This is a genomic window from Enterobacter sp. R-25, assembly GCF_049913205.1.
GTDB lineage: Bacteria > Pseudomonadota > Gammaproteobacteria > Enterobacterales > Enterobacteriaceae > Enterobacter > Enterobacter ludwigii.
This window is the reverse complement of record NZ_CP183982.1, coordinates 4,061,036-4,084,616: the sequence shown is the minus strand read 5'-3', so window position 1 is coordinate 4,084,616 and position 23,581 is coordinate 4,061,036. Positions and strand designations below refer to the sequence as shown.

Here is a 23,581-nt window from a genome sequence, read left to right as displayed (position 1 = left end):
ATGACATCCACCCGTTACCCACAACGTGTTCGTAATGATCTCCGTTTTCGCAAGCTGGACGTGCTTCGCGTTGAGCGTGTCAGCGCAGGTTTCCAGCGCATTGTTTTAGGAGGCGAAGCGCTGGAGGGCTTTAGCTCTCGCGGTTTCGACGACCATACAAAAGTGTTTTTCCCGGCCCCGGGGGCGACCTTTGTACCACCGGTTGTTACCGATGAAGGTATCGACTGGGGCGACGGTGTGCGTCCGCAGGCGCGAGACTATACACCTCTGTACGATGCCGAACGGCATGAGCTGGTGCTCGATTTCTTCATACATGATGGCGGCGTTGCCAGCTACTGGGCGACAGAGGCAAAAGTGGGTGACACGCTCACGATTGGCGGCCCGCGCGGTTCGCTGGTTGTGCCGGAAGATTATGCCTGGCAACTGTACGTGTGTGATGAATCCGGCATGCCCGCGCTGCGCCGTCGCCTGGAAAGCATCGCAACACTGCCGGTTCGCCCGGACATTCATGCGGTGGTGACGGTCGGTGATGCGTCGTATCAGGACTATCTGGCCCATCTGAGCGCGTTCAACATCACCTGGGTTGTCGGCCACAGCGAACAGGCGGTGGCCGAGCGTCTGGCGGCGTTGACGGTGCCTGCGGAAGATTATTTTATCTGGCTGACCGGGGAAGGAAAGGTGGTGAAAAACCTGAGCCGTCAGTTTGAAACCGACGCAATCGACCAGCAGCTGGTGCGTGCCAGTGCATACTGGCACGCTAAATAATCAGGCTGCGGACTCCAGCTGCGCTTCGCTCACCTGATGTTCGAGCGAGGCGCGAACGTCGTGCAGCGCCTTCTCCTGCTGGGCAAAGTAGGCTTCCATATTGCTTAGCGACGAGACCAGCAGCCAGGACTCCTCTTTCTCCAGCTCCGCCAGCTCGTTCACTAACGTGTCAATCTGCTCGCGAACCTGCGCCATTTTTTTGCGGATACGTTCCAGATCGTTCAGCCTGTCGCTGGCCATCAGCGGCTCAAAGCCCTGCTGCAGACGTGCCACCAGCGAACGAATGGCTTTAACGTCACCACGCTGTTTGGCCTGGTTGAGTTGCACCATCATCGCGTTGGCTTCTTCTTTCAGATCGTCAGCGACCAGGTCCGGATGGCAGAGCTTGCTCGCCTGACGCCAGAGACGCTTCAGTTCGTTCTGATCTTCCTCGGAGAGGTTCTTGCCTTTACGCAGACGCATTTCGGCATCGTGATGCTGCTCGCGATATTTCTCGTACTCTTCATTGGCCTCGTCGCGCGCCTGACGTGCAGGCTCTTCTTCGCGCGTTAAGCCACTCTCCAGCTCCAGCGCTTCGGCCAGCAGGTTAGCAATCAGATTGCTTTGCTGCTGCAGTTGCTTACGCGCCTCGGCGGCCTGTACGGAATCCGCAGGCAGATCGCGCCAGCGCTGGGTCAGCATCGCCAGCACCTCCACCGCCTGCGCCATATAGCGCTGGCAGCGACGGTAGTCTTCCTCACGTCGACGCGCCTCCGCCTGCTGACGTCGCAGGTTCAGCTCCGCCAGCGTTTTACGCAGGGCGAGGATCTGCTGCATCAGAGGTCCGAGGCGTGAGAAATAGAGATCGTTGAATTCATCGAGCTGTTGCACGCGGGCATTGCGACGGTCAATCAAATCCCTGAGGCGCTCTTCCAGCGCTTTCAGCTCCATCTTGCTGGCCGCCACCTGCGGGTCACGCCATTGCGTCATGGCGCGCTGGCCCTGTAGCCAGGCAGCGATCGCCGCCATGGCAACGGTATAGTTTTTCTGCTCAAGCGCCGCGACGATTGCCTGTAGCTCATCGTCAAACGCTTCATTTTTCAGCCGTGTCAGCTGGCTCTGGATGATGTCGTCGTCTTCCAGCTCAATCGCATTTTTTATGATTTCTAGCCGTTTGATCGGTGTGCTCATGATGCCTTTCGCTTTGGCGCTTAAGTATTTGAGTTAAGGTTAATTGTTGTAAACGCTACAGGAAATAATACACACGGATGATGATCGGCGCGATGGGGGATTTCTTTAGTTTTTAGGGTTTGTGAAGAAGAGTGGCACGAACAGGAAGCCGAAAGGCTGGCGGGGGAGCGTTGGCCCCGGTTCTTGTTCTGCCAGTCCTGAAGGAATACCTAAGGCTGAATGCCCTGCATAGCGAAATCGAATGATGCTATACGTACCATACGACCCGCCATCAGTTCACCTCGCTGTAGATGCCCACCACACGGCCCAGTGTTTTTATCTCATCGATACCGCATTCAAAGGGGACTTTGCCGCCCGCGACGTGGAGTTTTTTCCCCGGCAGCAGGGTTAAATCACGAAGACTGATAGTGCCTTCAATCTCAACCAGCCATAGCCCGTCGGTTAATGGCGCCCCTTTTTCAACAAAGTGGAGCTTTGCCTCAGACCGGACTGCGATACCGCGAGTGAGCGGTTTGCTAAAGAGATGTGAATCGATACTCAAAGTGGAATTTTCTTCCAGCTGACCATCACTGAGAGTGAATGTAACAACAGCAACGGGATCGCCAGGTGCAGGGTTACCTTCAAACTGGGCACCTTGTCCGGTCATCAACCAGCGCAGGCTGGCCCCTGTGTCCAGTGCACATTGTACCGCGAAGTCGTAGGAGATGGTGCCGCGCGCGTAGCGGTTCTGAAGGGAACTGGCGGCAATATTGAAGTGCCGGGCCAGCTGGATTTTTTGGGTAAAACCATATACCTGACAGATTCTATCGAGTAACTCTTCATTATTCACTTGAGAATCTAAAATCAAAATATATTCCTTTGGGTATTTACTAATGCTCAATTGAGTATTAGTATCAATGCGAATTCGGGCAATCAGCGGCAGACGTTGGCAAACAGAGGCTAATGATTGCAGACATTATCAAAATGGGAATCATGCAACATGGCTTCTGAAATCGCAATCATCAAAGTGCCAGCCCTGTCGTTAGGCTGGCGCAGTTCGCTGCGCTGGAAAGCGGCGTAACGCGTAGGCCAATCCCGTTTTCAACCCGTTACGGGTGAGTAATTCACACAGTGTGAATCAACGCGAGGGACGTTATGGCAATAGAAGCGACACGTGCAACGGTCCCACTCAAGGTGGGGGCACGTCTTTCCGGGCTTAATCACGTGGCCGAACTGCGTGCCAGGTACTGGGGCGATAACGAGAAAGCGCTGGCGTGGTTTTTGGCCGAGATGCGCGATAAGCGCGATCCCTGTTTTGAAGAGAATAACAGGGCGCTGGCGGCCATCTTTTTCCTGGCTAAATTACCCGCCGCCCGTCACGAATGCGGTATCAATGAGCTGACGACTGAGGAGAAAAGAGCGCTTATCGGAGCCATGAATCATTTCCGTGCAGTCGTGAGTTTATTTCCTGAACGGCTGACCATGCCGCTTTAATCCACCCCAAAACGTAATGGCGTAAACCCGCCGGGCATTTTATTGCCTGAATTAAGGAGAATGAGTGATGCGAAATAGCGAAAACCGCACTTTTCTGAACGGGCGCGAGGAACTCCAGCACCTGCTGGTGCAGGCGAAGATGGAGGAGCGCAGGGCACTCGCACTCGCCGTCTCCCTGCGGCTGGAGGCTTTAGCCAGTCACATCTATAAAACCGGAATGTGTGGCGAAGACGCAGCGGAACTGCTGTGTCACGAGGCTGCCCGTTACGAACGCGAATCCCAGGAGCTGCACTGATGGCCGATTTTATCGATCTGGCGCAGGAGCGTGAGCTTGAAGATCGCGAACGTCATATTAATAGCGCCCGCCAGCGATGCGCATCGCCCTCGCGTTTTACCTGCGAGGAGTGCGACATCCCCATCCCCGAGGCGCGGCGAAAGGCGTTACCTGGAGTGGCCTTATGCGTCACTTGCCAGGAGATAACGGAGCTGAAAAACAAACATTTCCGGGGAGGATAAATTGGTGATGTCATTTGCTTATCCGTGGAATGAACCCCGATCGGCTATTGCCAGCCCCTACCTGACTCACCCCCAATTACAGCGTCGCGACCGTCTGTTCGCGGCGCTGCTGCAAGCCAGAAAAGCGCTCGCTCTGCAGCCTGACTGCGTGCGTTTTGACGTCTGGCGCACGGTTGATGCTCTTGAACTCCATCAGGGCAGCCTGCGAGCCAATGCCTTTTTGATTCGGTTCTGCAACAGGGTATTACCACGTCTGCAGCAGGTCTCTGCACGGTATGCCTGTTCAGGTGTTGACCGTAACGTCTCCACCGCCGTTTTTGGTGGGCACTTCGACACGCCGCTTTCGCAATATCTTGCATCGCGGATGGTTACGCTGATTGCCCGCTTCAACCGTCTCCCGGATATGTCCCGCGCCGATATTGATTTGCTGGCCGCTGACATCGCTGGCTTTATTCGTTCCGAGCTGGCGAATATCAATGACGCTGGCCTCGGCGAATTTCAAACCCTTCATGTCTGGTATCAGCGCGCTGGATTAATCACCCGCCAGTTCAATGTACTGCCTCCTCACTGGGAGCGCGTGTCGAAGATACTCTTTAACAAAGAGGACATTGCGCCAGCGGTGATCCGCATGTTTTCCGAAGACTGGTGGCGTGGACGACTGCGTCGCATGGCGGCCGCCTGGCGTGAGCATGTGCAGATTGCACTTGGAAACGTCAGCAAAAAGAAGTCTGCCTATGCGAGTAAACGCTGCATCACTGACTGGCGTGAACAGAAGCGGCGCACGCGTGAATTTCTTAAAGGTCTGGAACTGGAGGATGAAGAGGGCAACCGTATAAGCCTGATTGCCAGGCACGATGGCTCGGTGGCCAATCCCGCGATACGTCGCTGCGAACTGATGACCCGCATCCGCGGGTTTGAAAATATCTGCCATGAGCTTGGCTATGTGGGCGAGTTTTATACCTTAACCGCGCCGTCGAAATATCACGCCACCCTGAACACCGGCTATCGTAACGGCAAATGGAACGGGGCGAGCCCTGCGGATACACAAAGCTACCTGACAAAACTGTGGGCGCGGATCCGGGCAAAACTCCACCGGCAGGCGATTCGTCTGTTTGGCATCCGCGTTGCTGAACCCCACCATGACGGTACGCCTCACTGGCACATGCTGATGTTCATGCTGCCCGAAAACGTTGAGCGCGTTCGCCGCATTATGGAGGAATACACACAGGAGGAAGACGCTTTTGAACTGCAAAGCGATAACGCCAGAAAAGCTCGCTTTCACGCTGAAGCTATAGACCCGCAGAAGGGCAGCGCCACCGGTTATATCGCTAAATACATCTCCAAGAATATCGACGGCTATGCCCTTGATGGCGAGACTGATAACGAAAGCGGCGAATTGCTTAAAGTGACTGCATCTGCTGTTTCGGCCTGGGCGGCGCGCTGGCATATCCGTCAGTTTCAGTTTATCGGCGGTGCACCGGTGACCGTCTACCGTGAGCTGCGCCGTTTGACTGATATGCAGGCCGCGCACGGTCTGAGCGTAGAATTTGCGGCAGCGCATGACGCCGCGGACGCCGGAGACTGGGCAGGATACGTCAATGCACAGGGAGGACCGTTTGTCCGTCGGGATGCGTTGCAGGTGCGCACGCTGTATGAGCCCCGTGCCGAATACAATCAGTACGGCGAAGAACGAGTCTGTATTCGCGGCGTTTACGACGCCGCACTCGGCCCGGGCTCGCCGATTTTGACCCGGCTCACGCAGTGGAAAATTGTGCCGAAGCGTGCCGTTGATTTGGCCGTTGACCTTAACGGCACCGCTGCGCGCTCTTGGAGTTCTGTCAATAACTGTACGGTGAGCGACGTCTCTCAACCCCTCAGCCGGCGTGCGAGACGCGCGTTAGCCGCACGCATAACCCTCCCCAGACCGGTTGCAAAGACTCCCTTTGTCTATGACAAGGATCCGCAGAACGGAGTGGCAGAGAGAGTGATTGATGAGATACGGCTCGCCACCGGAATAACGATCAGCCGGGGGGAAGCCCTGCATCTTATGGCGGGGGGCATTAGCCGTTTTAACGACAAATGGTGCCGGGGATCTGCTGACGGATCGCTATTTCCTGCGGCACCGTCTTATCAGCAAAAGGCCCGGAAAATCCTTGAACGTATGAGGTATTTAACGCATCTGATAAGCAAAGGGATTCGCTAATCTTCATCGATATCATGTACATACCTCGCATGGTTCTGATTTTTTGCTTCACTCTTTTTATGAATACATGCTACTGTATGTTTATACAGTGTCTCGTGGTGGAGGTTGTGTGGACAGAGAGTTGAACGAGCAAGTCATGATTGAACGCGTCGAGATGATTGCGCGGCTGACGACAGAAGGAACGTGTCAGGAAAGAGATCGTGAAATTGCCCTGAATTTGATCGCTGAGATTGCGAGAGGAAATTTAATCAGGAACAACGCGTTTACCGTGGTTTTCTCGGCATCACCCGTTCCGGACAGAATCAAAAAAGAGGCCAGCGTGCGGGTGAACATTACCCTGGATAAGGATCAGCTTATTGGTCCGTCCGTCGTGGAGGCGTTTCAGGACGAATTAACCCGCAGGATAAGATCCGTGTTTCCGTCAACGCTGGTTACCGTCAAAAAAGGATCCATGACCGGCGTGGAGTTGCAGGGGATTGAAAGAGAGGCCGATCGCGAAGCGCTGGACAATATCCTCCGGGAAGTCTGGGAAGACGAGAGCTGGCGCTAGGCCCTCTGCCATCTCGCGGGCAGTCTGTTGTGTCCGCGATTGTCCATCCTGTAGCGATAGCAAAAAGGGCGCCAGCGCTGGAAACTCAACGGTACCTGGAAATCCGGATGTTGGGAGCGTCTGATGAAAATCTATGCAATGCAGGGGGACACGCTTGATGCCATCTGTGCCCGTTATTATGGGCGCACGGCAGGGGTGGTCGAAACCGTTCTGAACGCCAATTCTGGCCTCGCGGAGTTGGGGGTCATCTTACCTCATGGCACGCCGATAGACATGCCAGAGGTTGATAGCGCACCGACTAAAGAATCAGTGAACCTATGGGACTGAGTCTTGAGAAAATCACCACGTTTATCGCCTACTGGCTGGCCGTAGCGCTGGCCTGGTTCGGGGCGATGTCTCCTGAAAAAGTCGCGCTATACGTGGGAAGCCTCTGCGCCATTTTTACCGCGCTGACGAATTACTGGTTTAAGCGGAAAACCTATCGCTATCTGACCTCTCTTGGACTCGATAAGAAGAGTATTCGTGAACTCAATCATTAAGCGTTGCAGCGCCGCGGGCGTACTCGCCCTGGCGGTGCTGATGCCTGACTTCCGGTTACTGATCACCTCACCGGAGGGGTTGGCGCTCATTGCTGATCTCGAAGGGTGTCGCCTGTCGCCTTATCGTTGCAGTGCGGGCGTATGGACATCAGGCATTGGCCATACGTCAGGCGTCCTGCCGGGACGGGAAATTACAGAGCGTGAGGCGGCAGCGAACCTTGTTGCCGACGTGATGAACGTTGAAAGACGGCTGGCGGTATGCGCACCGGTGGAGATGCCGCCCCGTGTCTATGATGCGCTGGTGAGTTTTGCCTTTAACGTTGGAACAGGGGCTGCCTGCCGTTCCACGCTGGTGTCATTCATTAAGCGTAAACAGTGGCCGCAGGCGTGCAATCAGCTTACCCGCTGGGTGTACGTCAATGGGGTCAAAAATGCTGGACTGGAAAACCGTCGAGCTCGTGAGAAGGCCTGGTGCCTGAAGGGGAAGCCATGAAACCTCTTCTGCTGGTACTGGCCGTTCTGCTGGCCATCACGCTGTGGTTTCGTCATGACAACGTGAACCTGTCCCGCTCTCTTGCTAAAGCCAACCAGATCGCCCGCGATCAAAAAAACACAATCAACACGCTGCTTCAGCAGTTATCCGAAGCACAGCGGATTGCCAGGTCGAACGAAGATGCGCAAGTCAGGCTCCGCGAGGATCTTGCTGCCGTCGGCGAGGAGATGGCACGACGCGAAGCGGCTATCGGGAAATGGGTAAATGAAAATGAAGAGTTACGCCGCTGGTATAACGCTCAGCTGCCTGATGCTGTGCGCAGGTTGCACACCCGCGCCGCCTGCGCCTCCGCAGCACATTGTTTACAACGCCTGCCCGAAGGTGAGCGCCTGTCCGATGCCGGGAAGTGAGCCCATCACCAACGGCGATCTCAGTGCTGATATTCGTCGGCTTGAGCATGCCCTTATCGCCTGCGCGCTGCAGGTCGAAACCATAAAAGACTGTCAGGATAAACTCGATGCACAAACTCAACAGCCTGCGTCAGGCATTAATTGACGCCGTTCCTCAACTGAACGCTCACCCTGATCATCTGCAGATGTCGGTGGGGAGCGGAAATATTGACGCCCGCCTCGCATCCTCGCTCTCCTTTGAAAAAAAGTATGAACTGAAAGCGAATATCAGTAGCTTCGCCGGCGACAGCGAGGGGGTCTTCGTCCCGGTACTCGACTGGCTGCGTGAAAACCAGCCAGATATTTTTACCCTCGATGACGGGCGAAAAAACGGGTTTCTCTTTGGCGTCACCTTCAACGACGATGGTACGGTGAATATCAGCTTTAGCCTGCAGCTCACCGAGCGCATTCTTGTTTCGCAGGAGCAGGGAACGTTGCATGCCACCTATTCCCCGGAGCCGCCGTTGCCAGAGCCCGTCACACGTCCGCTGGAGCTGTACATCAACGGTGAACTGGTCAGTCAGTGGAAAGCGTAAGTTCACCGCGCTGATGGCTGTCCAGCCATCAGCGTGAACGATTGTTGTTTCATCCCGCATAAAACCCCGTCTCGTTGCTGCCGATCCCCCTGAAGGGCATTCTCTTCTCATGAATACACTCACTTCCATGCACGGTATCGCTCGCGCGATCCGTAACCTGATTCGTATCGGTGTTGTCACCGATGTTGACCTCAACAGAGGGCTCTGCCGCGTCCAGTCCGGAGGGATGAAAACCACCTGGCTGAACTGGCTGACCTGTCGCGCCGGCCGTTCGCGCGTGTGGTGGGCACCGTCCGAGGGAGAACAAGTGCTGCTGCTGGCCATCGGCGGTGAGCTTGATACCGCCTTCGTGCTGCCAGGTATCTTTTCCGATGACCACCCGGCGCCCTCAGGTTCCCCTGACGCACTCCACGTCTCGTTCCCTGATGGGGCGGTTATCGAGTACGAGCCCGGGAGCGGAGCACTCATGGCCGCAGGCATTAAAACGGCTGACATCACAGCCTCTGAATCACTCACCGCCACCGTACCGGTGGTCCTGGTGAAGTCTGAGACGCGCATCACCCTGGATACACCTGAGGTGGTGTGTACCAACAAGCTAATTACCGCCTCTCTTGAAGTGCAGAAGGGCGGGGTAATGGCCGGCAATATTGAGCATTCCGGCGGTAAATTCACCTCCAATGGGGTGCAGGTGGACAACCATGCTCACGGCAGTGTGCAAAGCGGCGGAAGCTGGACTAAGGGGACGCAATGACGGTGCGCTACAGGGGAATGAACAGTCAGACCGGGCTCAGCATTTCAGAGGCTGAACATATCAGACAAAGCGTGCGGGACATTCTGGTCACGCCGATTGGCTCGCGGGTGATGCGCCGCGAGTACGGTTCACTGCTGGCGGCAATGATCGACAGGCCGCAGAGTCCGGCGCTGCGCCTGCAAATCATGGCCGCATGTTACTCCGCTATCCAGAAATGGGAGCCGCGGATCAGCCTGACGGCCATCACTTTCGAACGTTCGGAGAATGACGGGACGCTGTATGTCGATCTCACCGGCACCCGCCAGACCTCCGGACATTCCTTTTCTATCACTATTTCATTGAGTTAAACGCTATGGCTATTGTTGATCTGAGCCAGCTCGCCGCGCCGGATGTCGTGGAGGAGGTGGATTACGAAACGCTGCTGGCAGAACGAAAGGCCACTTTTGTCTCGCTCTATCCCGAAGAAGAGCAGGAGGCAATTGCACGAACGCTGACGCTTGAGTCAGAACCGATTGTGAAACTGCTGCAGGAAAATGCGTATCGGGAAGTTATCTGGCGCCAGCGCGTTAACGAGGCCGCGCGTGCGGTCATGCTGGCCTACGCCACCGGTAGCGATCTCGACCAGCTTGGTGCTAACGCTAACCTTGCGCGTCTGGTGATAACGCCTGCCGACGACACGACGTTTCCGCCCACGCCGGCTGTGATGGAGTCTGACACCGACTTTCGTTTGCGCATCCAGCAAGCCCCGGAAGGGCTGAGCGTGGCGGGATCGACGGGGGCTTATCAGTTCCATGGCCGCAGCGCGGATGGCCGGGTGGCGGACATCTCTGTCATCAGTCCTCAGCCTGCGAACGTTACCGTCTCCGTGCTGTCTCGGGAGAATAACGGCGTGGCGTCTGAAGAGCTGCTGGCCATTGTGCGCAACGCGCTGAACGATGAGGACGTCAGGCCCGTTGCCGATCGTGTGACCGTCCAGTCCGCCAGCATTGTCGACTACAACATTGCGGCTTCTCTTTTTCTCTTCCCAGGTCCCGAAAGCGAGCCAGTGCTCAATGCGGCAAGGGCCCGGCTGCAGGCCTATATAACGGCACAGCACCGGCTCGGGCGGGATATTCGTAAGTCCGCCATTTACGCTGCACTGCATGTTGAGGGTGTACAACGCGTCGAACTGACCGCGCCTGCGGCCGATATTGTGCTTGATGAAACCCAGGCCTCATGGTGCAGCCAGTACAGCGTAACCGTTGGGGGAAACGATGAGTAATGCCCGATTGTTACCGGTGGGGTCGTCGCCGCTTGAGGTCGCGGCGGCGCGCGCCTGTGCCGACATTGAGAATACCCCCGTCCCGCTTCGTCACCTCTGGAATGCCGACAGCTGTCCGGCAAATCTGTTGCCCTGGCTGGCGTGGGCGTTTTCGGTTGATCGCTGGGATGAAAACTGGCCTGAGGCCACCAAGCGCGATGTTATCCGCAATGCATGGTTTATCCATGCACACAAAGGAACGATCGGCGCAGTACGCCGCGTGGTGGAGCCACTTGGCTATCTGATCAACGTGACGGAGTGGTGGCAAACCAACGACCCGGCAGGCACGTTTCGCCTGGACATTGGCGTGCTGGAAACCGGCATCACAGAAGAAATGTATTACGAAATGGAGCGGCTTATTGCTGATGCAAAGCCTGCCAGCCGACATCTTATCGGCCTCAATATCATTCAGGATGTTCCGGGCTATCTCTATACCGGTGCCCTGAGCTATGACGGCGACATCATCACGGTTTACCCCGGATAAGTGAGAGCACAATGACAGTGAAGTATAAAACGGTTATCACCAAAGCCGGCGCCGAAAAACTGGCTGCCGCAACCGTCCCGAACGGGAAGAAAGTGAATTTTACGGCGATGGCGGTGGGTGATGGCGGCGGGCAACTCCCGACGCCAAATGCCAGCCAGACGAAACTCATCAATGAGGTCTGGCGTCATGCGCTGAACAAAATCAGCCAGGACAAAAAGAATAAAAATTATGTCGTGGCGGAGCTGCTGATCCCTCCGGAGATCGGCGGGTTCTGGATGCGTGAAATGGGGCTCTATGATGATACCGGGACGCTGATTGCTGTCGGCAATATGGCTGAAAGTTACAAACCTGCACTCGCTGAAGGATCTGGACGTGCGCAGACTGTGCGTATGGTCATCATGGTGAGTGATATCGCCTCCGTCGAGTTGACGATTGACACCTCAACGGTGATGGCGACGCAGGATTACGTCGACGACAAACTTACCGAGCACGAGCAGTCCCGACGCCATCCTGATGCCTCTCTGACGGCAAAAGGTTTTACTCAGCTCAATAGTGCGATCGACAGTGTCTCTGAAGTCGTTGCCGCGACGCCAAAAGCGGTGAAGGTCGCGTATGACCTGGCTAAAGGGAAATATACAGCTCAGGATGCCAGCACGGCACAAAAGGGTATCGTCCAGCTCAGTAGTGCGATCGACAGCGTGTCTGAGGTGCTGGCCGCAACGCCTAAAGCGGTAAAGGCCACCTATGACCTGGCCAAAGGGAAATATACGGCTCAGGATGCCAGCACGGCACAAAAAGGTATCGTCCAGCTCAGCAGCGCCATTGACAATGTATCTGAGACACTGGCCGCGACACCGAAAGCGGTGAAGGCTGCGTATGACAATGCTAATGGACGCGTGCCGTCAGGGCGTAAAGTAAATGGGCGGGCATTGACTAGCGATATCAATATTACGGCACAGGATATTTTTAACGGTCAGGCAGTGGGGATTGGCAATGCTGAAGATTTGAATGCCTACACCATGCCGGGACTATATTATCAGCCAGCGAATGCACAGGCCCAAACGGGTAAGAATTACCCAGAGTCGAATGCCGGTTCACTTGAGGTTTATAAACACGCGGGTATTACGCAGGTTTATCGGATATACAACAACTCTCGCGCTTACATCCGCACGCTCTACAGTGGAACGTGGTCAGCCTGGACTAAACAGTATGATGCTGTAAATAAACCAACCGCTGGTGAAGTTGATGCTGTTTCAGCATCACAAGGCGGAGCATTTCAGAGAACTGTAAATTTTAATGGCGGTCTGAACGTGCGAAGTGCTACCGGGATTTTTTCTGGGGGCGATGCAGCAAGTTTTTCTGATAACAATATGCTATTGAAATCGTGGTATGGGATTGGATTTTATTGCACCTTAACCTCAGCAGGTGGTCCAGAAGCGGGTATTACAGGGTACATCAATACCCGCAACGGTCGCCTTGAGATGAAGGAGCGAATCATTCCAGGCGATTATGCCAACTTCGATGAACGATATCTCAAGTTAGCTGGGGGGAGGCTTAGCGGGAATCTGGAGATTAATAATAACGCGCCCATCATTACTTTTTCTGAATCCGATACTGGGAAAAAGTATTTTATAGTTGCTGATGGGAGTGGGTTTCGTATTAATGAAGATTCAACTGGCGGTAATTTTGTTATTTCTTATGCCGGGGCAAGCAAGCAACTAAGAACAATTGGTCAATTTGTGCCTGGTGATTATGCCAATTTTGACGCCCGCTATTACACGAAAGCGCAGTCAGATGCCGGTTATATGCCTAAAACCAGTGCGTATACAAAAACCGAAAGTGATGGACGTTTTCAGGCGAAAGGCAGCTACACACCTGCTGGCCAGGCTTATACCAAAGCTGAATCGGATGCTCGTTATGGAACGGGAAGAACCACGACGGGTAACAATAGCGCTTATTACACCCATGGCAATGGCACTGTTTTTATGCAGGCAGTTAGAAGTATTGCAGTCGGCAATAACACTGCTGTGACTGTCACCCTGCCAACGTCATTCCCTAATGGTATTTTAGGTACTGGCGTCAGTTATTTTGGAAGCGGTGGTAATAATTCCGATTCATTTTATCTTTGCACACCTGTTGGGAAAAATCAGGTCAAAATAGAAACGCATAACTGTAACGGTACATTTTCATTAATTGTGGCAGGCTATTGAGATGAAAAAATATTTTAGTAACTCAGATAGCAGCTTTTATCTTGAAGACACTATTCAGGTTTACGAAGCTCAAGGTATTGCTGTTCCTCCAGATTTGAAGGAGATCTCAGAACAGGAATACGAATCTTTCATGGTATCACCTGACAGGATGACTCCTCATTACAATGTTAATAAAAGTTGCATGGAATGGGTTGAAATTGCCCCGCCATCACATGAAGAGTATATTTATAATGCCCAGTCAATGAAGTCGAGGTTATTGTCTCTGGCGACACAAGCTATCTCACCTCTTCAGGATGCCGTTGATTTATCTATGGCGACTGAAGCGGAAATTCTCTCTTTACAGCAGTGGAAGAAATACCGGGTATTGCTTAATCGTATTGATACCAACAACGCACCAGATATTATCTGGCCTGACGCTCCGTCTAACAATTAACACAAAGCCCGCGTATGTCGCGGGCTTCATTTTTTCTTTCTTCTAAACACTAACCCATCATTACACTCTATCCTTCCCCGACAGCAACCGGCATTGTCATATCTACATTTTTCGCGAGATAAGATAAAAAACCTTCATGATTGCTTTGAGTAAGCATTTCGCCTTTTTTTAAACGCTACCGTCAATATTTTTTTCTGGCAAACCTACGTCCTGCCATTATGCGTTGTGCTGTAACTTCACCAACGGCATTTCATTTCTAATATTTCGAACTCACCACAAAATGATGACTCCACTACACCACGGAGTTAAACGGATGGGCGACTATCATCACGGCGTGGAAGTCATCGAAATCAACGATGGCACCCGCACCATTTCCACCGTCTCGACGGCAATCATCGGCATGGTCTGTACGGCCAGCGATGCGGACGACAAGACATTTCCTTTAAACGAGCCTGTGCTCATTACCAACGTGCAAACTGCGATTGCGAAAGCCGGGAAAATGGGGACGTTGTCCGCTTCCCTGCAGGCGATTGCCGATCAGTGTAAACCGGTTGTTGTTGTCGTGCGTGTCGCTGAAGGCACCGCTGATACCGCTGAGGAAGCACAGAAAGAGACTATCTCTAATATCATCGGTACAACCGATGAAAACGGTAAATATACCGGTCTGAAAGCGCTCCTTACCGCGAAAACGGTCACTGGCGTTAAGCCACGTATTCTCGGTGTTCCGGGGCTGGATTCGCAGGAAGTGGCGACCGCGCTGGCCGCCATGTGCCAGAGCCTGCGCGCGTTTGGCTATGTCAGTGCATGGGGTTGTAAAACCATTTCAGCCGCTATCGATTACCGCAAAAACTTCAGTCAGCGCGAGTTGATGGTGATTCACCCTGATTTTCTGGCGTGGGATACCACCACCAACACGACGACCCACGCCTGGGCCACTGCACGTGCTCTCGGCCTGCGCGCCAAAATCGACCAGACGATTGGCTGGCACAAAACCCTGTCCAACATCGGCGTTAACGGTGTCACAGGTGTAAGCGCCTCCGTGTCCTGGGATCTGCAGGAACAAGCGACCGATGCGAACCTGCTTAACCAGGCCGGCGTCACCACGCTTATTCGTAACGACGGCTTCAAATTCTGGGGCAACCGTACCTGTTCAGACGATCCGCTCTTCGTCTTTGAAAACTACACCCGTACCGCGCAGGTGTTGGCCGATACCATGGCCGAAGCACACGCATGGGCAATGGATAAACCCATTACGCCAACGCTCATCCGCGACATCGTTTCCGGTATCAATGCCAAATTCCGTGAGCTGAAAACCAACGGCTATATCGTTGATGGCGCTTGCTGGTATGACCCGGAATCAAATGATGCATCGACCCTGAAAGCGGGGAAATTGTACATCGATTACGACTACACCCCTGTCCCGCCGCTGGAGAACCTGACCCTGCGCCAGCGCATCACCGATACCTATCTGGCAGACCTGTCCGATTCGGTTAACAGCTAAGGAGCTGAAGCATGGCGTTACCACGCAAACTTAAATATCTGAACATGTTCAACGATGGCCTGAGTTATATGGGCGTTGTTGAGTCTGTCACCTTACCGAAGCTCACCCGCAAACTGGAGAAGTATCGCGGCGGCGGTATGCCGGGCTCGGTCTCTGTCGACCTCGGCCTGGACGATGATGCCCTGGCGCTTGAGTGGACCATTGGCGGTCTGCCGGACGTCGCGCTGTGGGCACAGTATGCCTCTCCGGGCGCGGACAGCGTGCCTCTGCGCTTTACCGGCTCCTTCCAGCGTGACGACACGGGCGAAATCTCCGCCGTCGAAATCGTCATGCGAGGCCGTCATAAAGAGTTTGATGGTGGTGAAAACAAGCAGGGCGAGAGCGGCACCACCAAGATGTCCACCGAGTGCGCTTACTACCAGCTGACCATCGATGGCAAAGAGATCATCGAAATTGACATCATCAACATGGTGCTGAAAGTCGACGGCGTCGATCGTCTGGCGGAACACCGTAAGGCGATTGGCCTGTAAACCTTTAACCGGCCGGGACTGCCGGCCGGTAAGTTAACTTTCTGAAGAGTAACGAAATGGAAAATATCAACGAGACCGTCATTAACGAAAGCGAAAACCCGAACACCATTACGCTCGACACCCCCGTTCTGCGCGGCGAGCAAAAAATCGAAAAGGTGACCGTCGCAAAACCCAACGCGGGGACCCTGCGTGGGGTATCGCTGGCGTCGCTGGCACAATCTGACGTCGATGCGCTGATTAAAGTGCTGCCGCGAATGACCTCGCCGGCCCTGACCGAGCATGAGATTGCGCGTCTGGATGCTTCCGATCTGCTCTCTTTTGCGGGCAAGGTGATCGGTTTTTTGTCACCGGCTTCGGCTCGCTAACATTTCCCGAAAACCTGTCGGTCGATGATCTGATGGCGGATATCGCGGTGATCTTTCACTGGCCGCCGTCAGAGCTGTACTCGCTGAGCATGACCGAACTCCTTATATGGCGCGAAAAGGCGCTGCAGCGAAGCGGAAACTACCATGAGTAATAATGTCAGACTTCAGGAGTTGCTTAAGGCAGTCGACCGGGCAAGCCGACCGCTTAACGCTATTCAGAACGCCAGTCTCTCTCTCGCGGCCAGTATCCGCGATTCAGAGGCGGCGTTGCGCGCGCTTGATGAACAGGCGGGCCGCATTAACGGCTTCAGAAAAGCCAACGAACAGCTCGCCGTGACGGGGCAATCTCTTGCCCGGGCGAAACAGCAGACCGCGGAGCTGGCGCTCCAGCTCAAAAACACCCAGAACCCAACCCGTGACCAGGCGGATGCGCTGGCGGCAGCCCGCCAATCTGCCGCCGCGCTTAAGCTTGAGTACAACAATTTACGCCAGTCAGTGCAGCGCCAGCGCGGTGAGCTGGCGCAGGCAGGGATTAATACGCGCACGCTGTCGTCAGATGAGCGTCGTTTAAGACAGGGTATCAGCGAAAAAACGCTACAACTAAATCGACATAAAGAGGCGCTTGCCAGGGTCAATCAGCAACAGGAGCGGCTTAATACCGTCCAGAACCGCTACGAGTCTGGCAAACGTGTTGCCGCGGGTGTGCAGCAGTTTGCTAATGCGAGCGCAGGAATGGCAAAGGCGGGCTTTAATCAGACGTCCCGCTTTATTGCCCCAGGCATCCGTTTTGAAAAGCAGATGTCTGCCATACAGGCAAGCCTGGGTCTGCAGAAGGGGGATACCAGGCTGGAGGCCATTCGTCAGCAGGCACGGGATGTCAGCGTCAGTACAGGAACCTCTACAGATGTTGTCACCCGGGCGCAGGGCGAGTTGGCCCGATCAGGCTATGACGCCGACGGGGTGGTGGCCGCCACTGTGCCGACGGTCAACCTCAGCCTCGCAGGGAATATTGATGCCGCGAAAGCGGTCGACATCATCCGCAGCACGCAGGCCTCGTTTAACCTGGCGAATACGGATGTTGAACGCGTTGCAGATGTCCTTACCCGCGGTTTCACTGCGTCCAATACCAGTCTCACCGAACTGAGTACCGCCATTGCATCCGCCGCACCTGCCGCCGGAGAAGCCGGCGCCAGCCTTGAGGAGACCACCGCGCTGCTTGGTATTCTGATGGAAAAGGGGATGAAAGGTGCCGATGCCGGCGCAGAGGTTAGCGCCATGTTGAGCCGCCTGCAGACGCCGGATGGGCAGCGTTCTGCAGCGCTGAATGAACTGAAGGTGCAAACCCGGGATGGTGAGGGTAATCCACTGCCGACAGAGAATATCCTCAAGGCGATCTCTGCCTCATTCGAAAACAGCCAAATCGGTGCGGCTCAACAAACTGAATACCTGAAGGCCATTTTCGGTGCGGATGCGATGCAAGGCGCAGGTGTACTGGTTTCAGCGGCTGGGAATGGAACACTGGATAACAAGCGCCAGACACTCCAGGGCGCGAGGGGGAGCACCGCGCTGACAGCCTCGGTTCAGGGCGATAACCTCGAGGGTGATATCAGCAAGTTCCAGGCTGCATTAAACGGCCTGAAGATTGATGTCTTTGATAAGGCCGATGATGCCCTGCGCACGCTGATCTCAACCGCGACCGGATGGCTTAGTACGCTCTCTCTCTGGATCAACGCTAACCCTGCACTGACGCAAGCCCTGGTCAGCGTGGTTATGGGCGCACAAGCCTTTGCTGGTGTCCTGGGCACGCTAGGTATGGTGGTCGCCCCCATTGTGTCAGGCCTGAATCTGGTGATAACCGCTGCCGGGATGCTGGGCACGGTATTCAGCGTAGTGGGGGGGAGCATCATGACGGTGCTGGGCGCCCTGAGCTGGCCCGTTATTGCTCTCGGAGCGGCAATTGCCGCCGGCGCTTTACTGATTCTTAAATACTGGGAGCCCATTAGCGCCTTCTTTGGCGGGGTGATTGAGGGGCTTTCTGCGGCCTTCGCGCCGCTGGGCGAGCTGTTCTCTCCGCTGTTACAGGCCTTTGGTTTCATTTCAGAAAAACTGGGCGGGATCTGGCAGTGGTTCATCGATCTGATTGCGCCGATTAAGGCGACGCAGGAAACGCTCGACAGCTGCAAAAATGTCGGCGTGGCGTTCGGTCAGGCGCTGGGAGATGCGCTAATGGCGCCGCTAAATCTCTTTAACAGCCTGCGCGGCAAGGCCAGCTGGCTGCTGGAGAAACTCGGCGTCATAAAAAAAGAGTCGGGCAATATCGACTCGGCTGTACCGAAAGAAGGCACCTCCTCTGCTGACGCCGGCAGTGCCTGGGACCCGGCGTCACCTGTTTACAGCGGCTTCATGGGATACCAGCCGATGGCAGCAGCGGGAGGGCGTTCTTACATCGATCAGAGTAAAAGTGAATACAACTTCACGCTGCAGGGGAGCGCAGTCTCCGGAACGGATCTGACACGTCAAATCCGGGAGGCTATAGAGAGCAGTGAGCAGGAAAAAGCGAGACGGCAGCAATCCAGCTTTATGTATGGTTAAGGAGAGAGAAAATGTTAATGGTGCTGGGTCTGTTTGTCTTTGAACGACGAACCTTACCGTATCAGTCAATGGTATTTACAAAAGACTACCGCTGGGCATCCAACGAACGCATCGGGAAACCCAAAGCCTGGCAGTACCTTGGCGAAGGTGAGACATCCTTTAACCTTTCCGGATTACTTTACCCGGAGCTCACGGGAGGGCGGCTTTCTCTCAAGGCGGTTGAGCTGATGGCGAATGAAGGGCGGGCATGGCCGTTGATAGACGGTACCGGCATCATTCACGGCATGTTTATCATTGAGAAAGTCACGCATACGCATTCGGATTTTTACAGCGATGGCACTGCCCGGAAAATTGATTTTACCCTGGTACTGAAACGCGTGGATGAATCGCTGATGACGACGTTTGGCGACCTGAGAACGCAGGCCTCAGAGCTGGTAGAAAGCGCACGTAATAGCATTGGAGGGCTGGTGGGATGATCACCGAAATGAATATCCGGGCGGGTGGGAAAATCGCCCCTGATTTTATGCTTAAGCTTGACGAGCGCGATATCACGCAAAATTTCAGCCATCGCCTTATCAGTTTGACCATGACCGACAAACGTGGGCTGGAAGCCGATCAGCTGGATATTCTACTGGATGATTCCGACGGGTTGTTAGACCTGCCTGCCCGGGGGGCAAGACTGTCCTTATGGCTGGGATGGGAGGGAACACCGCTCCAGCCGAAAGGGGACTTTACGATAGATGCGATTGAATTCCGGGGCACGCCGGACACGCTGACCATCCGGGGATGCAGCGCAGATTTTCGTGGGAAGCTCAACGTGCGGCGCGAACAGTCGTGGCATGACACGACGATCGGCGCGATAGTCAACACCATTGCTCAGCGTAACCAGTTTACCGCCAGCGTCGGGGCGGGACTTGCATCCATCGCCATTTCTCATATCGATCAGTCACAGGAGACTGACGCGGCGTTTCTCTCCCGCCTGGCCGAACGTAATGGTGCATTTGTTTCAATCAAAGCCGGGAAGGTTATTTTTATGAAAGCGGGCCATGCCGTGACGGCCAGTGGCACACCGCTTCCCTTAATGATGATTGAGCGTGGGGATGGCGATCGGCACCTTTTTTCCGTCGCTGACCGTGAAAATTATTCCGGCGTGACGGCCAAATGGCTGCAAACGCGTGACCCAAAACAACAAAATGCTCAATTGAGTATTGCTCGTCAGCCCGGGGGGCAGCCGACAGAAGGACTACAGCACCCGGATGCCGCTGCACCGGTAGCGGGAGCAGGAGGCAAGGCAGAGAAGCCGCAAGAGAGGCTGGTGGGGTCGGCGGAAAACGTTTTTGAGCTCACCACGGTTTATGCCTCTGAAGAGCAGGCGCTCAGGGCTGCAGAGGCGAAGTGGCGCGCGCTTCAGCGGGGTACCGTGAATTTTTCTATCCAGCTGGCGCTGGGACGCGCCGATCTGTATCCCGAAACGCCGGTGCTGGTCTACGGCTTTAAACGGGTCATTGACGAGCAGGCGTGGATTATCAACGAGGTGGTTCATACTCTCAGCGAGAGTGGATTTACCACGCAACTTAAGCTTGAGCTGAACGTCGCCGATGAAAAATTTTCTATCGGAAATGAGTAATGTATTTGCTATTGGTTTCTTTTTGGGTATTATTAATTCACAAATTGTGAATTATGTGGAGGGGTACATGTTTCATTGTCCTAAGTGCAAGCATTCCGCGCATGCGCGTACCAGTCGCTATTTAAGTGAAAATACCAAAGAGCGCTATCACCAGTGCACCAATGTGGACTGCAGCTGTACGTTCGTGACGATGGAGTCCGTGGAGCGTCTGATTGCGACACCTGGCGCCGCTGAGCGTGTCCGAACGGCTTCGCAGACCCACGGTTAGCGACTGCGCCACCGGCTCAAAAAAAATCAATAAAAAAGCCACTCAATCGAGTGGCTTAATCATTTGATTCTACAGCTGAATTTGGTGGCCCCTGCTGGACTTGAACCAGCGACCAAGCGATTATGAGTCGCCTGCTCTAACCACTGAGCTAAGGGGCCGTGGCGGTGAATTATAGAGGAACTCCCTTCAGCAATCCAGCCATTCACACCTGCCTGCTGTTTTTATAAACAATGCATAATCAATCCTTTATACTTCCATAAAGATGTATCAATGGGAGTAGAGATGATCAACGATATTCTGGCCCCGGGCTTGCGGGTGGTGTTTTGCGGGATTAACCCGGGGAAGTCCTCGGCGCACACCGGTTTTCACTTTGCCCATCCGGGGAATCGCTTCTGGAAGGTTATCTATCAGGCCGGGTTTACCGACAGGCTACTGAAGCCTGAAGAGGAGCAGCACCTGCTGGATACGCGCTGCGGGATTACCATGCTGGTCGAGCGGCCCACGGTACAGGCGAGTGAGGTGAACCTGCATGAACTGCGCAGCGGTGGGCGGGAGCTGATTAAGAAGATTGAAGATTATCAGCCGGCAGCGCTGGCCATCCTGGGCAAGCAGGCTTACGAACAGGCGTTTAGTCAGCGCGGTGCGCAGTGGGGCAAACAGGCCATCACCATTGGCGTCACGCAGGTGTGGGTACTGCCGAACCCGAGCGGGCTTAACAGGGCAACGCTGGATAAGCTGGTGGAGGCGTATCGGGAACTGGATGAGGCCCTGGTTGTGCGTGGGCTGTAGGGCGGTGTTTCCTTGTCCCTGAGGGGCGGAGAAAATGCAAAAAAAAGCTCCCCAAAGGGAGCTTTTCACTGACAGGATCGATTAATCGTCCAGGAAGCTACGCAGTACTTCAGAGCGGCTTGGATGGCGCAGTTTACGCAGCGCCTTCGCTTCGATCTGACGGATACGTTCGCGGGTAACGTCGAACTGTTTACCCACTTCTTCCAGCGTATGGTCGGTGTTCATATCGATACCGAAACGCATACGCAGCACTTTTGCTTCACGGGCGGTCAGGCCAGCCAGAACGTCGTGTGTTGCAGCACGCAGGCTCTCGGTCGTCGCAGAGTCCAGCGGCAGCTCGAGGGTGGTATCCTCGATGAAATCACCCAGATGCGAATCTTCATCATCACCGATTGGTGTTTCCATGGAGATTGGCTCTTTGGCGATCTTCAGCACTTTACGGATCTTGTCTTCCGGCATCAGCATGCGCTCAGCCAGCTCTTCTGGCGTTGGCTCGCGGCCCATCTCCTGCAGCATCTGGCGGGAGATACGGTTGAGCTTGTTGATGGTCTCAATCATATGCACCGGAATACGGATGGTGCGCGCCTGATCCGCGATAGAGCGGGTGATAGCCTGACGGATCCACCAGGTAGCATAGGTGGAGAACTTATAACCACGACGGTATTCAAACTTATCAACCGCTTTCATCAGACCGATGTTGCCTTCCTGAATCAGATCCAGGAACTGCAGGCCACGGTTGGTGTACTTCTTGGCGATAGAGATAACCAGACGCAGGTTCGCTTCAACCATCTCTTTCTTCGCACGGCGGGCTTTCGCTTCACCGATGGACATACGACGGTTGATGTCTTTAACCTGCTCAATGGTCAGGCCGGTCTCTTCTTCAATCTGATGCAGTTTCTGCAGGCCGCGGAACACGTCTTCTTTCACGTCGTGCAGTTTTTCAGACCACGGCTTGTTCATCGCGATAGCCGCGTTGAACCAGGTTTCGCTGGTTTCGTTGCCGGTGAAGAGGGTGATGAAGTTCTTCTTCGGCATTTTGCACTGCTCAACGCACAGTTTCATGATGATGCGTTCCTGGGTACGTACGCGATCCATCATCACGCGCATGCTGTTAACCAGGTAGTCGAACTGTTTAGGCACCAGACGGAACTGTTTGAAGACTTCAGACAGTTTCAGGATCTCTTCCTGTGCGGCTGCGTGGCTGCGACCTTTTGCTTTGATGGTGTCACGCGTGACTTCGTACTGGGTACGCAGCTCGGCAAACTTCTCGCGCGCCAGTTCCGGGTCGATGCTGTTGTCATCATCGGCGGTGTCGTCGTCGGCATCTTCCTCATCTTCGTCTTCGTCATCATCCATCTCTTCCTGAGACAGTTCAGAACCCACGTGAGTGGCGGTCGGTGCCATATCTTCTTCAGCGTTCGGGTCGACAAAACCGGTGATCAGGTCAGACAGGCGCGCTTCTTCCGCTTCAACACGATCGTACTGCTCCAGCAGATAGGTGATCGCTTCCGGGTATTCGGCAACAGAGCACTGAACCTGGTTGATCCCGTCTTCGATGCGTTTCGCGATGTCAATTTCGCCTTCGCGGGTCAACAGTTCAACGGTACCCATTTCGCGCATGTACATGCGGACCGGGTCAGTGGTACGCCCGATTTCAGATTCCACGCTGGACAGGACCTGTGCAGCAGCTTCTTCCGCATCTTCGTCAGTGTTGTTGGAGGTTTCAGCCAGCAACAGATCATCGGCATCAGGTGCTTCTTCCATCACCTGAATACCCATGTCATTGATCATTTGGATGATGTCTTCGATTTGATCTGAATCGACGATATCTTCCGGCAGATGGTCATTGACCTCGGCATAGGTCAGATAGCCTTGCTCCTTACCGCGTTGGACAAGAAGTTTCAGCTGTGACTGCGGGTTTTGCTCCATAAGACGGTATCCACACTTAATTCGTTTGATTGGTGTCGGCGATGGGGCTGCCAACCTTTAAAGCGAGGGCGTACTTATATTTGTGCCGCTGCCTCTCAGTGCGGCTGC

General features: G+C 54.6%; 30 protein-coding genes and 1 tRNA gene. 27 read left to right on the top strand and 4 right to left on the bottom strand.

Annotated features, from left to right (window positions below; translation table 11 throughout):
* Positions 1-765 carry a siderophore-interacting protein gene (locus tag ACN9MQ_RS19465; RefSeq protein ID WP_059306146.1) on the top strand — a complete coding sequence of 255 codons (765 nt, stop codon included), beginning with the start codon at positions 1-3 and terminating at the stop codon, positions 763-765.
* Here ACN9MQ_RS19465 and ACN9MQ_RS19460 read toward each other — a convergent pair whose 3' ends face one another.
* Positions 766-1,935, bottom strand: a complete 1,170-nt coding sequence (locus ACN9MQ_RS19460) for a DNA repair protein (protein ID WP_047956131.1) — start codon at positions 1,933-1,935, stop codon at positions 766-768.
* A gap of 271 nt (positions 1,936-2,206) precedes the next feature.
* Entirely contained in the window at positions 2,207-2,782 is a 576-nt protein-coding gene (locus ACN9MQ_RS19455; protein WP_047956130.1) for a phage repressor protein CI, read from the bottom strand.
* A gap of 287 nt (positions 2,783-3,069) precedes the next feature.
* On the opposite strand from ACN9MQ_RS19455, the gene ACN9MQ_RS19450 reads away from it, so the two are divergent.
* The 25 genes from ACN9MQ_RS19450 (at position 3,070) to ACN9MQ_RS19330 (ending at position 20,755) form a co-directional block, all read left to right on the top strand.
* Positions 3,070-3,408, top strand: a complete 339-nt coding sequence (locus ACN9MQ_RS19450) for a DUF5347 domain-containing protein (RefSeq protein WP_044866162.1) — start codon at positions 3,070-3,072, stop codon at positions 3,406-3,408.
* 67 nt (positions 3,409-3,475) lie between these two features.
* Positions 3,476-3,703: a DUF2732 family protein gene (locus ACN9MQ_RS19445; RefSeq protein ID WP_040018794.1), complete on the top strand. Its 228-nt coding sequence runs from the start codon at positions 3,476-3,478 to the stop codon at positions 3,701-3,703.
* Positions 3,703-3,924, top strand: coding sequence for a TraR/DksA family transcriptional regulator (locus tag ACN9MQ_RS19440; protein WP_020883597.1), 222 nt, complete (start codon positions 3,703-3,705; stop codon positions 3,922-3,924). Before ACN9MQ_RS19445 ends, ACN9MQ_RS19440 begins: the two co-directional genes overlap by 1 nt.
* A gap of 7 nt (positions 3,925-3,931) precedes the next feature.
* Positions 3,932-6,127 (top strand): replication endonuclease, encoded by a 2,196-nt coding sequence (locus ACN9MQ_RS19435; protein WP_063214099.1) that lies wholly within the window; start codon positions 3,932-3,934, stop codon positions 6,125-6,127.
* Positions 6,128-6,236: 109 nt separating this feature from the next.
* On the top strand, positions 6,237-6,677 hold the full coding sequence (locus ACN9MQ_RS19430) for a DinI-like family protein (RefSeq protein ID WP_020883599.1): 441 nt from the start codon (positions 6,237-6,239) through the stop codon (positions 6,675-6,677).
* A gap of 123 nt (positions 6,678-6,800) precedes the next feature.
* Positions 6,801-7,004 (top strand): tail protein X, encoded by a 204-nt coding sequence (locus tag ACN9MQ_RS19425; RefSeq protein WP_020883600.1) that lies wholly within the window; start codon positions 6,801-6,803, stop codon positions 7,002-7,004.
* Positions 6,995-7,216: an HP1 family phage holin gene (locus ACN9MQ_RS19420; RefSeq protein WP_014171693.1), complete on the top strand. Its 222-nt coding sequence runs from the start codon at positions 6,995-6,997 to the stop codon at positions 7,214-7,216. The genes ACN9MQ_RS19425 and ACN9MQ_RS19420 overlap by 10 nt, the downstream gene beginning before the upstream one ends.
* Positions 7,200-7,709: a lysozyme gene (locus tag ACN9MQ_RS19415; protein WP_196355889.1), complete on the top strand. Its 510-nt coding sequence runs from the start codon at positions 7,200-7,202 to the stop codon at positions 7,707-7,709. Before ACN9MQ_RS19420 ends, ACN9MQ_RS19415 begins: the two co-directional genes overlap by 17 nt.
* Positions 7,706-8,119, top strand: a complete 414-nt coding sequence (gene lysB / locus ACN9MQ_RS19410) for an Rz-like lysis system protein LysB (protein WP_032670153.1) — start codon at positions 7,706-7,708, stop codon at positions 8,117-8,119. Before ACN9MQ_RS19415 ends, lysB begins: the two co-directional genes overlap by 4 nt.
* Positions 8,019-8,264, top strand: a complete 246-nt coding sequence (lysC, locus tag ACN9MQ_RS19405; RefSeq protein WP_072126476.1) for an Rz1-like lysis system protein LysC — start codon at positions 8,019-8,021, stop codon at positions 8,262-8,264. Before lysB ends, lysC begins: the two co-directional genes overlap by 101 nt.
* Positions 8,227-8,694: a phage tail protein gene (locus ACN9MQ_RS19400; protein ID WP_049023881.1), complete on the top strand. Its 468-nt coding sequence runs from the start codon at positions 8,227-8,229 to the stop codon at positions 8,692-8,694. Before lysC ends, ACN9MQ_RS19400 begins: the two co-directional genes overlap by 38 nt.
* A gap of 109 nt (positions 8,695-8,803) precedes the next feature.
* Positions 8,804-9,445 carry a phage baseplate assembly protein V gene (locus ACN9MQ_RS19395; protein ID WP_032678996.1) on the top strand — a complete coding sequence of 214 codons (642 nt, stop codon included), beginning with the start codon at positions 8,804-8,806 and terminating at the stop codon, positions 9,443-9,445.
* A complete protein-coding gene (locus ACN9MQ_RS19390; protein ID WP_014171687.1) occupies positions 9,442-9,792 on the top strand; it encodes a GPW/gp25 family protein in 351 nt (116 codons plus the stop codon). The genes ACN9MQ_RS19395 and ACN9MQ_RS19390 overlap by 4 nt, the downstream gene beginning before the upstream one ends.
* A gap of 5 nt (positions 9,793-9,797) precedes the next feature.
* Complete coding sequence (locus ACN9MQ_RS19385) at positions 9,798-10,706, top strand: baseplate assembly protein (protein ID WP_025202974.1); 909 nt, start codon at positions 9,798-9,800, stop codon at positions 10,704-10,706.
* Positions 10,699-11,229, top strand: coding sequence for a phage tail protein I (locus ACN9MQ_RS19380; protein WP_025202975.1), 531 nt, complete (start codon positions 10,699-10,701; stop codon positions 11,227-11,229). The genes ACN9MQ_RS19385 and ACN9MQ_RS19380 overlap by 8 nt, the downstream gene beginning before the upstream one ends.
* Positions 11,230-11,240: 11 nt before the next feature.
* Positions 11,241-13,439, top strand: a complete 2,199-nt coding sequence (locus tag ACN9MQ_RS19375) for a phage tail protein (RefSeq protein WP_083599659.1) — start codon at positions 11,241-11,243, stop codon at positions 13,437-13,439.
* Between the two features lies 1 nt (position 13,440).
* The gene (locus tag ACN9MQ_RS19370) at positions 13,441-13,872 is read left to right on the top strand and encodes a tail fiber assembly protein (RefSeq protein WP_049023877.1); all 432 of its coding nucleotides are present in this window, start codon (positions 13,441-13,443) and stop codon (positions 13,870-13,872) included.
* Between the two features lie 313 nt (positions 13,873-14,185).
* Complete coding sequence (locus tag ACN9MQ_RS19365) at positions 14,186-15,373, top strand: phage tail sheath protein (RefSeq protein ID WP_020883610.1); 1,188 nt, start codon at positions 14,186-14,188, stop codon at positions 15,371-15,373.
* 11 nt (positions 15,374-15,384) lie between these two features.
* Positions 15,385-15,903 carry a phage major tail tube protein gene (locus tag ACN9MQ_RS19360; protein WP_014171681.1) on the top strand — a complete coding sequence of 173 codons (519 nt, stop codon included), beginning with the start codon at positions 15,385-15,387 and terminating at the stop codon, positions 15,901-15,903.
* Between the two features lie 56 nt (positions 15,904-15,959).
* Entirely contained in the window at positions 15,960-16,268 is a 309-nt protein-coding gene (locus tag ACN9MQ_RS19355) for a phage tail assembly protein (protein ID WP_014171680.1), read from the top strand.
* A 32-nt stretch (positions 16,269-16,300) separates the two neighbouring features.
* Complete coding sequence (locus ACN9MQ_RS19350) at positions 16,301-16,420, top strand: GpE family phage tail protein (RefSeq protein ID WP_014171679.1); 120 nt, start codon at positions 16,301-16,303, stop codon at positions 16,418-16,420.
* Positions 16,413-18,860, top strand: a complete 2,448-nt coding sequence (locus tag ACN9MQ_RS19345) for a phage tail tape measure protein (protein ID WP_073396353.1) — start codon at positions 16,413-16,415, stop codon at positions 18,858-18,860. The genes ACN9MQ_RS19350 and ACN9MQ_RS19345 overlap by 8 nt, the downstream gene beginning before the upstream one ends.
* Positions 18,861-18,871: 11 nt before the next feature.
* Entirely contained in the window at positions 18,872-19,336 is a 465-nt protein-coding gene (locus ACN9MQ_RS19340) for a phage tail protein (protein WP_014171677.1), read from the top strand.
* On the top strand, positions 19,333-20,487 hold the full coding sequence (locus ACN9MQ_RS19335) for a phage late control D family protein (RefSeq protein WP_073396355.1): 1,155 nt from the start codon (positions 19,333-19,335) through the stop codon (positions 20,485-20,487). Before ACN9MQ_RS19340 ends, ACN9MQ_RS19335 begins: the two co-directional genes overlap by 4 nt.
* Positions 20,488-20,554: 67 nt before the next feature.
* Positions 20,555-20,755 (top strand): ogr/Delta-like zinc finger family protein, encoded by a 201-nt coding sequence (locus tag ACN9MQ_RS19330; protein ID WP_025202983.1) that lies wholly within the window; start codon positions 20,555-20,557, stop codon positions 20,753-20,755.
* Between the two features lie 82 nt (positions 20,756-20,837).
* Here ACN9MQ_RS19330 and ACN9MQ_RS19325 read toward each other — a convergent pair.
* Positions 20,838-20,913: transfer RNA gene (locus tag ACN9MQ_RS19325), tRNA-Ile, on the bottom strand.
* Positions 20,914-21,037: 124 nt separating this feature from the next.
* On the opposite strand from ACN9MQ_RS19325, the gene mug reads away from it, so the two are divergent.
* Positions 21,038-21,544 (top strand): G/U mismatch-specific DNA glycosylase, encoded by a 507-nt coding sequence (gene mug / locus ACN9MQ_RS19320; protein WP_025202984.1) that lies wholly within the window; start codon positions 21,038-21,040, stop codon positions 21,542-21,544.
* Between the two features lie 81 nt (positions 21,545-21,625).
* Here the strand turns inward: mug and rpoD are convergent, their stop codons facing one another.
* Positions 21,626-23,473, bottom strand: a complete 1,848-nt coding sequence (gene rpoD / locus ACN9MQ_RS19315; RefSeq protein WP_020883616.1) for an RNA polymerase sigma factor RpoD — start codon at positions 23,471-23,473, stop codon at positions 21,626-21,628.
* Positions 23,474-23,581: the final 108 nt, after the last annotated feature.